This window comes from Flavobacterium sp. KH_001, from assembly GCF_057840745.1.
Genome location: NZ_CM174520.1, coordinates 3422515 through 3437296, shown reverse-complemented (window position 1 = coordinate 3437296; position 14782 = coordinate 3422515). Strand labels below are relative to the sequence as shown.

Below are 14782 nucleotides of genomic sequence, written 5' to 3'. Positions count from 1 at the left end.
TTTTACGTGAATTTTACTTCACTATTCTTTATTCTTAATAATTCAATTTCAGGCTTGACCACGAATACGGTTTTTCAGCTATATTGCTCGAAATACTTTCTAAATAACTTGTGCCGCCTTTTGTTCTTAGTTCTACATTACAGCCAATTCTTGTTTGTTTTGAAGGCATCCCTCCTAATAAACTCCATGGAATCTTTGCTTCTATTTGATATCCCGTAGCTGTTTTTACAGTTGTTGAAACAATTCCCTGAATCTTATCTGATTTCTTCCACTTACTATTTTCGCCCTCAGACATTGAAAATGCAGCTGTTTGTCCAAATTCTAATTTAAAAATTGAATTTCCTGGTGCTACTAAATTCTGATTCTTTGGATCTAAATACAGATTAAAACCATCGCTTTCGCCAATACTGTTTGCGTTCACAACCTCGCTGTCTTTCACTTTTGCAAAAACATACAAAAACAATGCATCATAACTAAAATTTGCTTCCAGTTGCGTTGCTCCGTTTTGGCCAATAAAAACAGGACCTGTTTTCTTCCATTCGGCTTCATTGCTTTGTCCATCAATTACCGCTGTTGCATTTACAGCATTAATTTCGGGTAAAACACGGCCTTTAATCATCCATACCTGAGATGAATTTCCAAACTGATTGGTCGTTGTCAGTGCAATAACCGTATCGTCATCTAAAACTTCAATGCTATTCCATAAAGCTGATTTCCCTGGAGCAATTAAAAATGGAACTGATTTTCTGTCAAAGTTTTTGGCCTGATTCGTTCCGATTACGACTTTCATTTCAGCATTATTCAGTTCGTTCGTGGCTCTATTTTCAGTTCCTTGGTAGGACATTAAAACCTCTCCCGTACTTAGCTGAGCCAAATAAGGTGCACCTGCGTAGGCAGCAACATTTATTTCTTCTGCTAAAGCATAATTTCTATTATTGCTGGAGGCATCAACCGTTTGTTTCCAGTTTTCTGAAAGTGTATTTCGGATGATATAAGGTTTAAATTGATTGTTTGTACCGTTATCTTCTATTGAAAATACAATCTCACTTTGATTTTTCAACAGCATTGGCGATGGCATTCCGTCTCTTTTTCCAGTTCTAAAACTTACTATTTCAGGGCTTTCTGACCAGGTTGAACCATTGTCAGAAGAACGAAGCAATGATATATTTTGCTCGTTTGAATTTTTATATACATTTTCATTAGAAAAAAACAACTGAACTTCTCCACTCGGAATTTGTAATGCCGAAGGTTCCCAGCAGCCGTTTTCAAATTCTGCTGCCGCTTCATACACAATTTTATTATCCGTCCAGGTCAGTCCTCCGTCAATACTTTTAATGGTATTAATAGAAAAATTTGCTCCGCTATTATCTGCAATAGGTCTCGGATTATAACAAATCAAAATTGAGTTGTCTTTTAATTGCAAAATATCAGGCGTTGTCATATTTACGGAAGCCGTTCCTGAAACCACTTTAATTGGCGCACTCCAGATTGCACCTAAATCATTACTGATTTTGACCAAAATGGCCCCTCCGGCTTCATAAGTACAAATTAATTTTTTGCTGTCTAATTGAATTAATCTGGCGTAACCATTATAGTCTGAACTGTTTTTATCTGAAATTTGAGTCAGAGATGCATATTCCCAGGCTATTCTGATGCCTTCTGTTGCAGGTTTGGATTCAATTGGCGTAACAATTGGTTCTTCCTTAATTGGATCGCCTGACGAATCACTGCAGGAAAGCAACGGAATAAAAATTAATCCCAGCAAAAAACTATTTATATTTTTCATTTACTTTTTAGGTTTTGATTCTGTTTTGGTCAAGCCAAATTGCTGCACCAGACTGTCATATTCATTTCTTGAGATGGTGACCATACAACCGTGGCGCACTTTTTCAGGAAAACTGTATTTGTCCCAATCCGCAAAAAAAGTATATCCTGAAGCTTGAAACCAAGGTCCGTTTAGGTTATCAGCGATTGATAATCCATAAGAAACTCCCGGATATTGCTCGTAATACATGTACCAGGCTTTATCATCCGGTGACGGAATCAACATTGGTGCTTCTCTAAAATTTGGGCTGATAGATTGTTGAGGCAAAGAATAAGGTCCTAAAAGTGATTTTGATTTCGCAATTCGAATCGTTTTTCCAGTTGTCCAGTACAAAGTTGGATAGGTTTCATCTTTAATAACAGCATAATAGGAATCACCAACTTTACGGATGAAAACATCAATCGTTCCCATATCCCAATCGAATAAACGTTTTGGCGTTCCTTCAAAAGTTTTTAAATCTTTAGACAAAACATATAAAGTTCGCTGACTTGCCCAATAACGCTCCGGATCTTCTTTTGTTCCGTCAAGATGCGGTGTATGCCAGGTCATGATGAACTTTCCTGAAGGTGCATCGTAATACAGTTTTGGCGCACCAATTCGCTGTAAAGCATTCGCATAATCAGGCGTGCTTTTTAAATCAGGTGTATAATCTGAATGTTTTTTCCAAGTAATTAAATCATCCGAAACCCAAATATTAATGCTTTTCGCATCGTCACCCGTGTTTCCTGCGATGTAATATTTCCCATCAGGCCCTTTACAGATATCCGGATGGCCTTTATACTCTTCAAAAACCCTTTTCCCATCATTTAAGTTATCCCAATGCAAACCATCTAAACTAACCGAATAATACAATCTGCCGTAATCTTTGTGCGTCATATGTGCAAAAAGATAGGCTTCATTTTTAGGTTTTTCATTTCCCTTCACCTGTCCCGGAGGATCTGGCTGTTGCGCTTTCGCAGAAATTCCAACCCACAATATTCCTAGAAAAATAAGTTGTCTTATCATGTTTATTGTTTTTAGTTTCTTAAATGTGCCAATTAGAAAATTTGATAATTAGATAATTATTACAAGGATTGTGCTGCATTATCTAATTATCTAATTGACGCCTTATCTAATTCTCCTTTGCCACAGATAAAAGGATTAGAATGATTTTTTCGCCACGAATTCACGAATGATTGCGTACAATAAATAGAAAAAATTCGTGAATTCGTGGCTATTTATCCGTTCCAAAAAATAATTATCTAATTGGCACATTATCTAATTCTTATTCGCCTCAGCCGTCATCTTTTTAATCAAATCTGTTTCGGCTTTGATATAGGGCGTTCCGTCTGTGTGGAATACTTCGTGAAACCAAACTTCTGGTTCTGCAGTGTACGTTTTTGTCCAGCTGTCCCAGGCGTATTTGGTTTGCGTTTTTCCGTCAACCAATCCCCAATTGATCATAGCAACATTATACTTGCGGGCAACTGGTAAGAAACCTGCAAATGTGCTTCCGTTTGGTCTTGCCATATATTCTGTACACAACAAAGGTTTTCCGTAGCGTTGCAATTGTTTGATTACTTTTTCGAAATCTGCAGGCGTATTGTAATTATGAAATGAAACTACATCAGATTGTTCGATCTGCATTTTGTGCATTGGTTTCATTTTAGCTTCATCGCTCCAGTCTCCAACCCAAACTCCCGAAGTCAATGGTTGTGACGGATTGCTTTCTCTCGCCCACACAAAAACATCTTTTAGAAGAGGCAGAACCAAATCGGCTTTGTTTTTAATTTCAACTTTTTCGTAAGAAGGTCCCGTCATATTATCCGGTTCATTCCAAACATCCCAACCCAAAATACGTTTATCGTCTTTAAATTTAGAAATCGTTTCTTTTACATATTTCTCTAAGCGAGGATATTCTTTTGAATCCTGTAATACCTTTTGTCCCGGACTTTGAACCCATCCTGAGTTATGCGTATGCGGTTTTGGAGCACGTTGCTTTCCTAAAACCGGAAACGGATCCCAGCACGAATCAAACAAAACAAATAGTATTTTGATATGGTGTTTATCGGCAATTCCTAAAAAAGTATCCATGCGTTTGTAAAGTCCTTCGGCATCTTGTTTGTGTAGTAAATCATGAAGATAAACACGCATTACATTCATTCCGATTCCCTCAGCCCAGCCTAATTCCTGATCAATTCTTTTTGCGTCAAAAGTGTCGGCCTGCCACATCTCTAACTGATTGATGGCCGTGCTCGGATAATAATTGGCACCCACCATCCAGGGCTGTTCTGCGTACCATTTATTAGCCTGTTCTTTGGTCCAGATTTCTCTTTTTTCGACTGTGGCTGTTTCGTTTTTGTTTTCTTCAGAATTGCTTTTTGTTTTGTTGCAGCTAAGCAATAAAAGCCCTGCTAACGTAAGCGTTAGGTACAATTTTATTTTTCTCATTATCACTTTTTGTATTATGAACAATCGTTCTTTTATGATAAGGGAATCAGATTGAGTGATCTGATTCCCTTAAAAATAGTTTAATATTCCGGGTGTTGATCCAGATTTGGATTATTGTCTACGTCAACCTGTGGAATTGGCAATCTTTGATTTTTACCAACTGTAAAGTTTTTGAAATCAGGATCACGAAGTGCAATTTTATCAACAGAAGCCTGCGTATCTAAATCGCCCCAACGTTTTAAATCTTCCCAACGAACACTTTCGCCGGCTAATTCTAAAACTCTTTCCATTTTTAATCTTTCTAAAAACTTATCGTGATCATTTCCTATTTCGGGATGAGCTGCAGCCAGAGTATTCATGTTTACACGCGCTCTAACTAAATCAACATATTGATAAGCAGCGGCAGTATTTCCTAATTCGTTTAAAACTTCGGCATAACGTAACAAAACATCGGCATAACGAATTAGTCTGTAATTCACCTGGCTGTAATAATCTTCATTATTTCTATAATAATCACGACTTCCTTTTCTAAACCAGGCTTCATCATTGTTCCATTCCCAATCTTTACCATAGGTTTTATCTCCAAAATCAGCCAATAAATCCGGGTAATATAAGGTCCATCTTAAACGAATATCAAGATTACCATCTTTATTTTGCTCCTCTTTGAAAGCATTGATCAACCAAAAACGAGCTTGTCCGTCAGACCATCCAATACTTCTTGGAGCAAAAAACTGAGCACGATTACTTGAAACTGCAGCATTTGGATCTTCACCCGTTCCTCCTTTTCTTTGATCTCCAAACTGGATTTCAAAAACAGATTCGTTATTGTTTTCATTAATATCTGTAAAGTTGTCTCTGTAGTTCGACACTAAGCTGTATTTAGCCCCATCACCAGAAATTAGATATTCTAAAGCTGCTTTTGCTTCTGTCCATTTGTGCTGTTGCATATACACTTTTGCAAGAAAAGCTTTTGCCGCTCCTTTGTCCGGTCTTCCGGTCTGGTCTCCTGCCCAGTCTCTTGGTAAATCTGCATACGCTTCATTCAAATCTTTTTCGACCTGAGCCCAAACTTCTGTTACATTTCTTTGCTGCGGTAAATCAGCTGGCGTAGAAGGCTCTAAAACCAACGGAATATTTTCCCAAAGAATGGCAGCATAGTAGTAATGTAATGCTCTGAAGAACTTAGCCTGAGCTAAAATTTTCTTTTTATCATCTTCATTTTGAAAAGGAATATTCGGAACATTAGCTAATACCTGATTGCATCTAAAAACGGCTTTATACGTATCTCTCCAGGTTACGTTGTTCCCTTCCCAAAAATTATAATTGATGTAATTAAATCTGGTCCAGTCTGCCAACTCTGTCCACGGGCTTACACTATACCCTTCATCAGAAGTTAAATCTAAACGAAAATACATCCATCTTGCCCATAAACCATCTTTATAAAACATGGCATAAATAGAGTTGACTCCGGCTTGTGCATCACTTTCAGTTTTCCAATATTGTTCTGTTTCAATATCAGTCTGGCTGTTCAGGTCTAATTCATTTTCACAAGATGATGCGAAAAAGAGACCTAAAAAAACTACGGTTATTGTTATTATTTTTTTCATTATGCTATTTTTTTAAAATTAAAAGCTAAACTCAACACCAAAAGAATAGGTCTGAAGGTTCGGGAAAGCACCATTATCAACACCTCTTTCAAAAATATTACTGTTGCTGAACTCAGGATCCAATCCTTTGTATTTAGAAATCGTAATTACGTTTTGTGCAGATAATGTTAATCTTGCTCTGGTAATTCCTGATTTTTGTAAAACGCTATCAGGCAAATTGTACCCAAAACCAACGTATTTTAGTCTGATAAAGTCACCGCTTTCCAAGAAACGATCACTATCTCCTCTTGAGTTTAAAGTTGAACCTTTTGTAATTCTAGGAAAATCAGTATTTGGGTTTTCAGGTGTCCAAGGCTGAATTCCTGTTCTGTAATTACTATTGTCATCAAAACGATCTACCACACTTCTAAATCCGTTGTAAACTGTAGCTCCGTGTGAAGCGATCCAGTTCATAGAGAAATCAAAAGATTTATACTCCGCTCCGGCGTTTAAACCCATTTCAAATTCCGGCCATGGACTTCCAACGATATCTTTGTCTTCAGTTGTAATTTCTCCATCACCATTAACATCTTTAAAGCGAATATCTCCTGGCAAAGCATTTGGCATAATAACTTTTCCGTCTGCATTTTTATAATTCTGAATTTCTTCTGCAGATTGAAATAAGCCGTCTGTTTGCAGTACATACCACATTCCTACCGGATTTCCGCTGCGGGTCATTGTGTTTCCAACAATGTTTTCATTTTGACCGTTCCCTAAAGCAACTAATTTGTTGTTTACTTTTGTGAAGTTTACAGAAGCATTAAAAGAGAAATCATTGATTTTTTTGCTGTATGCCAATTCAAGCTCAAGACCTTTATTTTCAACAGTTGCAGCATTAGAAATTGGGTTTCCTCCATCATTTCCTGTAGTTAATAAAATTGGGAAACCGAATAATACATCTTCTGTACGGGCAATAAAATAATCTGCTGTAAAACGCAAATCATTATTTAAAACACCAAGATCTAACCCCACATTGGTTTGTTTTAATTTTTCCCAACGCAATTGAGAATTGGCAAGTTTTACCTGAGTTGCAGAAGGATATAAAGTTTGTCCGTCTCCTAAAACAACCTGTCCGAAATTATTAATAAAACTTTTAGATTCATATTCTCTAATATTTCCGGAACCTAATTCTCCGTAACTCGCTCTTACTTTTAAGTCCTTAATGAATTCTGATTTAAAAAAGGATTCATTGCTGATTCTCCATCCTGCAGAAACCGACGGGAAATTACCCCACTTATTGCCATCACTGAATCTTGATGATCCGTCACGTCTAATCACAGCATTGAATAAATAACGGTTATCATAATTGTACTCTAATCTTCCTAAATAAGAAGTCAAAGCTGCTTCATTTATAAAACCTCCAACTACCGGCGAATTTCCTTGATTTAAAACCGTATAATATTCACCTGTTGCTGAATTTATTGGAAGATTTCTCTTTGTCCCGTAAATTTGGTCATAAGTATCTTTCTGAAAAGTCTGACCTGCCAAAATAGTAATATCATGTTTGCCAAATTCTTTCTTGAAAGTCAATGTGTTTTCATACAGCATTGTTTGTGATCTTCCTCTATTTTGATCTGTGTAGGATTGATCCACCGGCTGGTTTAAGGACCAATTTCCAACTTTTCTTAAAAATTCATAAGAATCAACGCTGGTTTCGTATCCAAAATTGAAACGGTATTTCAACCATGGTGCGAATTTTATTTCTGACCATACATTTCCTCTAATTCTGAAATTTTCATTTGTAGTATTAGCAAAATCTGCAATTGCTAAGGGATTTGTACCGAATGTATCTGCAACACCTTGCTTTCCGTAACCATATCCTCCAGGATTCGAAGGATCGTAAACCGGAATTGTAGGCGTTAATCTGTACACGTCAATAATTGGATTTCCAGACATTTCATCAGTTTTTGAATTACTGATCGCTAAGTTTTCTCCAATGCTGAAAATTCCTTTTGAACCACTTGAATTTACGCGGAAAGAGATTCTGTCAAAATCAGTTCCCACCACAGTTCCCTGATTTCCAAAATAGTTAGCCGACATGAAAAAAGTAGAATTTTCTCCTCCGCCTGCAAAACTGGCATTGTAATCCTGAATCATTCCGGTTTCAAAAACTTCATCCTGCCAGTCTGTATTCACTGCCATATTTAGGTTTTGTCTTGTAAATCCAGCATTATCGTACGCCATATTATTGTATTTTGCAAACTCTTCTGTTTCCATTAAATCATATCTTGGCATAGTGGTAAAACTTGTTTTCGCCGAAACTTCAACCTGAAGTGGCCCTTTTTTACCTTTTTTGGTTGTAATAATGATAACACCATTTGCCGCTCTTGAACCATAAATGGCTGCCGCGGATGCATCTTTTAAAACCTGAATACTTTCAATATCGTTAGGGTTAAAATCTCTGTTAGCCGTTGTCACTAAACCATCAATTACATATAATGGATTAGAACTCTGAAGATTTTTTAAACCACGAATTTCAATATTGGCTTCCTGTCCGGGACGCCCGCCACCACGAACCTTTACACCTGTAACTAAACCTTGTAATCCGTCAGCAACAGTTGTAACCTGTCTTTTCGTGATTTCGTCTGCTTTTACCAGCGAAACTGCTCCTGTAAGGTCTTTTTTCTGCTGTGAACCATAACCTACAACAACAATCTCATCCAGTTTCATTGCATCTTCAGTTAAAGAAGCATTTACAGTAGTTTGATTGTTAATAGCTATTTCTATGGTTTTGTATCCTTGTGAGCTAAAAATCAAGGTTTGGTTTGATTTGGCTGCAATAGAATACTTTCCGTCAAAGTCGGTGGCAACACCATTTTTTGTGTTTTTTATTAAAACATTCGCAAAAGGAATCGGATCTCCATTTTCAGAAATAACTGTTCCTGTGATCGTAACCTGCTCCTGCGCATACGTTTGCTGTAATAATAAACTAAAGAAAAACAAGAGGTAATATCTCTGCTTTAAAATTTGAGTGAACTTTGTTTTCATTGATTTTTCATTTTAGATAGTTTTTCATTTTTTTGGTTGGTTTTGTAAAGTCATATTAAAAATTTTAATCGTCCGGGATGCGAACAAAAAAATAATTAATATTGTTCTTTAATAAGAATTGGTTCATTTTTCTGTTAAATTATTAATGATGTATTTTTTCAAACATTATTTTATTGATAGCTTATTTTTATTGCTTAAAAATTATCAATATGATTTATTTGAAAATTCAAAGTAGATGATTTTAATTCAAAATAAAATGATTCATTTGTGTCAATATCTCTCTCAAATGATTCAAATTGTATCAATTTTGACTAAAAATAAAATTCTTGCAACATTTGGAATAAGATTGACACGATTTGCTGAAACCCGTTTTTTAAATAAAAATTATAACAATGCGTAAATTCTTTCTTTTACTATTTTTTTTAACTTTTTTGACAAATTTTATTCACGCACAGGAATATTATTTTAAACATTTTCAGGTTGAAGAAGGACTTTCAAACAACACCGTTATTACCTCTATTCAGGATGAAGACGGGTTTATGTGGTTTGGAACTAAGGATGGTTTGAACAGGTTCGATGGCTATCATTTTAAAACGTATAGAAGCCAAAATGATCCCATTCACAGTCTTGGAAGCAATTATGTTCAGTCATTGCACGCCTATCGGGGCGCTATTTGGGTGGGAACTGATAAAGGGTTGTATCAGTACGATAAAAAAACAGATCATTTTACAGTTCTTAATGAGGCTATAAATGACCGAATCAACGATATAAATCATGATCACAAGGGAAATATTTGGTTTATTTCGGGCAATATATTGTACAAATACGCGCCATCCAAAAAAGAAACCAAAACTTTTAGTCCTAACAAATATTTTGTGGCAACCTCAATTGCAAGAGATTCAAAAGGCGAAATCTGGGCTTCTTCCTTAAACAAAATATATCATTATTCTGAAGAAAGTTTGTCGTTTGAAAATATCGCTTTAACACCTCCTTCCAATAAAACCAATTTCAGAATCACCACAATTTATGCTTTAGACAATGAAAATATTCTAATTGGAACGCAGGATCACGGTGTACTACTATATAATAGAAAAAACAAAACGACTTCTGATTTGAAATTCAGTTCCAAAGAGCCCGTTTTTGTGCGTCAGTTTAGAAAAAAAGATACTGCAGAACTTTGGATTGCCAGTGAATCCGGTGTTTATGTTTATAATCTTAAAACAAAAACGAGCGTTAACCTCAAAAAAAACTATAATGATCCGTACGCCATTTCAGACAATGCGGCCTACTCTATTACCATTGATAAAGAAAACGGAATCTGGATTGGTACTTATTTTGGCGGAATCAATTATCATCAAAAACAATACACCCAATTCAAGAAATATTTTCCGCAGAAAAACCAGAATTCCATCACCGGAAGCGCCGTTAGGGAAATCCATAAAGATGACGCAGGCGATTTTTGGATTGGTACTGAAGATGCCGGTTTAAATCGTTTTAATCCTAAAACTGGAAAATTTACTTCGTATTTACCTAACGGAAGTAAAAGTGGTGTTTCCTATTATAACATTCACGGTTTATTGCCTCGAAAAGACAAAATCTGGGTTGGAACTTTTGAGCATGGATTAGATGTTTTAGATAGAAAATCGGGTTTAGTTATCAAACATTACAGTGCCAATGATCCTTCAACAGGTTTGAGAAGTAACTTTATTTTTTCGTTTGGTGAAACAAAAAATAAAGATTTAATAGTTGTTACCACGATGGGAATCTATCGTTATAATGAACAAAATGACAATTTTGATATCTTAAAAATGTTTCCCGAAACCACCCACTATACCATTTTTAAAGAAGATAGTGATGGGAATTACTGGGCCGGAAGTTATAGAGATGGTTTATTTTTCTACAATTCAAAAACACATAAAAAAGAGGTTTTTATATATGATTATAAAAATCCGGATGGCATTAGCAACAATTCGATCAATTCGATTTTTGAAGACAGCCATAAAAACTTATGGTTTGCTACCGAAAATGGTCTGAATTTATTTGATAAGAAAACAAGAACTTTCAAAAAATTCACCACTAAAAACGGACTTCCAAGCAGTGTGGTTTATTCTATTTTAGAAGATGGAGAAAAGAATTTATGGCTAACCACTTCTAAAGGTTTGGTGAAATTTAATCCAAACCACAAAAAAATTAAAATTTATACCACTGCCAATGGTCTATTGAGCGATCAGTTTAACTATAGTTCGGCTTTTAGAGATACCAATGGCGATATGTATTTTGGAAATTTAAACGGAATGATCAGTTTCAATCCGAAGAATTTTACTAAAAACAAGTATACACCTTCGATGTTCATCACGAATCTTCAGATCAACAATAAAGATATTGACGCCAATGAAAATGATTCGCCTATAAAACAATCTATTTCGCATCTTGATGAACTCGAACTGAACAACGATCAATCTTCGTTTAATCTTGAATTCGCTTCTTTAAATTTTACTGCCCCTGAACTTACAGAATACTGGTATAAGCTTGAAACCGTCAACAATGACTGGGTTTATCTGGAAAGAAACAATAAAGTTTTCTTTACAGAACTGGCTCCTGGCGACTATGTTTTTAAAGTAAAATCACTAAACAGTTTTGGCGTCTGGAGTAAAGAAGTGAAATTGAAAATTGTAATTCTGCCGCCTTTCTGGGCGAGTTCTTATGCTTATTTTTTCTATTTTCTATTGATTTGCGGTTCGTTTTATTACATCATCCGTTATTCTCAAAATTTGACACAGCTTAAAAATAACCGTAAAATAAAACATTTAAATGACGAAAAAGAAAAGGAAATCTATCAGGCTAAAATTGACTTCTTTACCAATGTAGCACACGAAATCAGAACGCCTTTGACGCTTATAAAAGGGCCACTAGAAAAACTTTTGGTGATGGAACATCAATCGCCTGAAGTACCTCAGAATCTTTCTATCATGAAGAAGAATACTTCGCGATTACTGAAATTGGTTAATGAATTGCTAGACTTCAGAAAATCGGAAATTGGCGGATTAAAACTCACTTTCGTGGAAGCCAATATCTCTTCTCAGGTTCGTAATTTACATTTGAGATTCAGTCCGTTAATTGAAGAAAAAGGAATTGATTTTGAACTTAATTTAGGAGAAAAGGACATTTTTGCTTTTGTGGACAAAGAAGCCTTCAAAAAAATCCTGAGCAATTTGATTAGTAACGCTATTAAATACTCCAAAGACAAGGTTTCTATTTCTTTATTCAGAGATGATAAAAAACTGACTTTAGTGGTTAAGAATGATGGAAATTTGATTCCGTTTCAGCTAAAGGACAAGATTTTCGAACCCTTTTTCAGGGTTGATAATATGGATTCGACTTCCGGAACCGGAATTGGGCTTTCACTGGCGCATTCGCTAACACAATTGCACAACGGAAATTTACAATTGATTCCGGATTCAGAATTAAATATTTTTGAACTGATTGTGCCGCTGCATCAAAAAGAAGAATTTATGTTGTATACCGATTCTAAAAAAGAAGAAGTTCAGACTAAAATTGAAAAGATTGAAACAGAATCCAAAAATGAAAAAGCACAAATTTTAGTAGTGGAAGACAATGAAGATTTATTAAATTTTATTACTTCTGAATTGTCTTCAACCTACACTATTTTAAAAGCAGAGAATGGTGAAAGCGCCATAAAAATCATTCATAACCAAAACATTCAGCTCGTCATTAGTGATGTCTCCATGCCGGTTATGGACGGAATTACAATGTGTAAAGAGATTAAAACGAATCTGGAAACCAGTCATATTCCGGTAATTTTATTGACCGCAAAAAACTCCCTGAAGTCACAAATTGATGGTTTAGAAGTGGGTGCCGATGCTTATATCGCAAAACCATTCTCAATGGATTATTTAAAAGTTCAGGTCAATAACTTGATTGAAAACAGAAAACAGATTATGAACTATTATGCGAGTTCTCCGCTTTCGCACATCAAAAGTATTGCCCATAATAAAACAGATGAAAAATTCCTTAAAAAACTGGATGACGAAATCCTGAAAAACATTACAGATCCAGATTTAAGTGTAGAATCTCTGGCCGAAATAATGAATATGAGCCGTTCTACTTTATACCGAAAAATCAAGGATATTTCAAACCTGAGTCCGAATGAATTAATCAATATTGTGCGTTTAAAAAGAGCTGCAGAATTACTATTGAATGAAAATTACAAAATGTATGAAATAGCCGAAATGGTCGGTTATAAATCGCAGACAAGCTTTGGAAGAAATTTTCAAAAACACTTTTCGATGTCACCTTCAGATTATATTGCGATGAATAAGTAAATGTGTCAATGTGCCAATTAGATAATGAGATAATTGTGATGCTAATAATTATCTAATTGACTAATTTTCTAATTATCTGATTATCTAATTGCCACATTTTCTCATTATCTAATTATCTAATTGCCACATTTTCTAATTATCTTTAGACTGGAAAATTAAATTTCTGTTGAAACAAAAATCTAAAGATGAATAATAGCAATACAATCAGAAAAGTCGCCATTGTGGGTTATAACCGAATTCCGTTTGCGCGTGCTAATACCGCTTACGCTAATGTTGGAAACCAGGAAATGATGACGGCAGCCTTAAACGGACTTATTGATAAATACAATTTAAAAGGCGAATTATTGGGCGAAGTAGTCGGCGGTGCTGTAATTAAACACACTTATGACAGCAATTTGATTCGGGAATGTGTTATGAAAACATCTCTTGATCCAGCAACTCCGGCCTGTGATCTACAGCAAGCCTGTGATACCGGAATTGAAAGTGCTATTTATGTTGCCAATAAAATTGCCTTAGGACAAATTGAATCCGGAATTGCCGGTGGAGTTGATTCCATTAGCGATATGCCAATTGCGGTTAGTGAAAAACTTCGAAAAATCTTATTGAACGCCCGACAGGCAAAATCATTAGGAGAAAAAATCAAAACGTTTTTGAAACTTCGCCCAGCCGATTTAACGCCTTTAGTTCCGCGAAACGAAGAATCACAAACCGGACTTTCGATGGGCGGTCACACTGAAATTACAGCCAAGCATTATCAAATATTCAGAGAAGATCAGGATAATTTGGCGCTTAAAAGTCATTTGAATATGGCAAAAGCGTATGATGAAGGCTTTTTTGATGATATGATCACGCCTTTCAATGGATTAGACAAAGACAATAATCTGAGAAAAGACAGTTCTATTGAAAAATTATCGAAATTAAAACCTGCCTTTGATAAAGTAAACGGAACATTAACCGCTGGAAATTCAACACCACTTACTGATGGTGCTTCATGTGTACTTTTAGCCAGCGAAGAATGGGCAAAAGAACGTGGACTTCCAATTTTGGCTTACATCACTTTTGCTGAAGTTGCTGCCATTGAATATGTCAAAAATCAACAAAACCTATTATTAGCACCTTTATTTGCTGCAAGTAGAATGCTTGAAAAAGCCGGATTAAATCTGCAGGATTTCGATTATTATGAAATTCACGAAGCTTTTGCTGCACAGGTTTTAGCTACTTTAAAAATTTGGGAAAGCCCGGAATTGAGTGCTCAAATAGGTTTAAAGAAACCACTTGGCGCAATCGACCGAGATAAACTGAATGTAAAAGGAAGCAGTTTGGCATCCGCTCATCCATTCGCTGCAACCGGCGGAAGAATAATTGGTGTTATGGCTAAATTATTGAACGAAAAAGGTTCCGGAAGAGGATTTATTTCGATTTGTGCCGCTGGCGGACAAGGAATTACAATGATTATTGAGAAATAATATTTTCAAATACTTTTAACACCACAATTATCTTTGTCAAAGTTTAAAACTTTGACAAAGATTTTAAGATCTAAATTCTGTCAT

General features: G+C 35.6%; 7 protein-coding genes. 2 read left to right on the top strand and 5 right to left on the bottom strand.

Annotated elements, in window-relative coordinates:
- Positions 1–34 precede the first annotated feature (34 nt).
- From AC3ITQ_RS14870 to AC3ITQ_RS14850, 5 genes are all read right to left on the bottom strand, one after another.
- A complete protein-coding gene (locus AC3ITQ_RS14870) occupies positions 35–1786 on the bottom strand; it encodes an exo-alpha-sialidase (RefSeq protein WP_489234955.1) in 1752 nt (583 codons plus the stop codon).
- Positions 1787–2830 carry a glycoside hydrolase family 43 protein gene (locus tag AC3ITQ_RS14865; RefSeq protein WP_489234954.1) on the bottom strand — a complete coding sequence of 348 codons (1044 nt, stop codon included), beginning with the start codon at positions 2828–2830 and terminating at the stop codon, positions 1787–1789.
- Between the two features lie 252 nt (positions 2831–3082).
- Positions 3083–4255, bottom strand: coding sequence for a glycoside hydrolase 5 family protein (locus AC3ITQ_RS14860; RefSeq protein WP_489234953.1), 1173 nt, complete (start codon positions 4253–4255; stop codon positions 3083–3085).
- 80 nt (positions 4256–4335) lie between these two features.
- Positions 4336–5862, bottom strand: a complete 1527-nt coding sequence (locus tag AC3ITQ_RS14855; RefSeq protein ID WP_489234952.1) for a RagB/SusD family nutrient uptake outer membrane protein — start codon at positions 5860–5862, stop codon at positions 4336–4338.
- An 18-nt stretch (positions 5863–5880) separates the two neighbouring features.
- Positions 5881–8889, bottom strand: coding sequence for a SusC/RagA family TonB-linked outer membrane protein (locus tag AC3ITQ_RS14850; protein ID WP_489234951.1), 3009 nt, complete (start codon positions 8887–8889; stop codon positions 5881–5883).
- Positions 8890–9281: 392 nt separating this feature from the next.
- Between AC3ITQ_RS14850 and AC3ITQ_RS14845 the strand changes: the two genes are divergently transcribed.
- Positions 9282–13232, top strand: a complete 3951-nt coding sequence (locus AC3ITQ_RS14845) for a hybrid sensor histidine kinase/response regulator transcription factor (protein ID WP_489234950.1) — start codon at positions 9282–9284, stop codon at positions 13230–13232.
- Between the two features lie 185 nt (positions 13233–13417).
- On the top strand, positions 13418–14698 hold the full coding sequence (locus AC3ITQ_RS14840) for an acetyl-CoA C-acetyltransferase (RefSeq protein WP_489234949.1): 1281 nt from the start codon (positions 13418–13420) through the stop codon (positions 14696–14698).
- Positions 14699–14782: the final 84 nt, after the last annotated feature.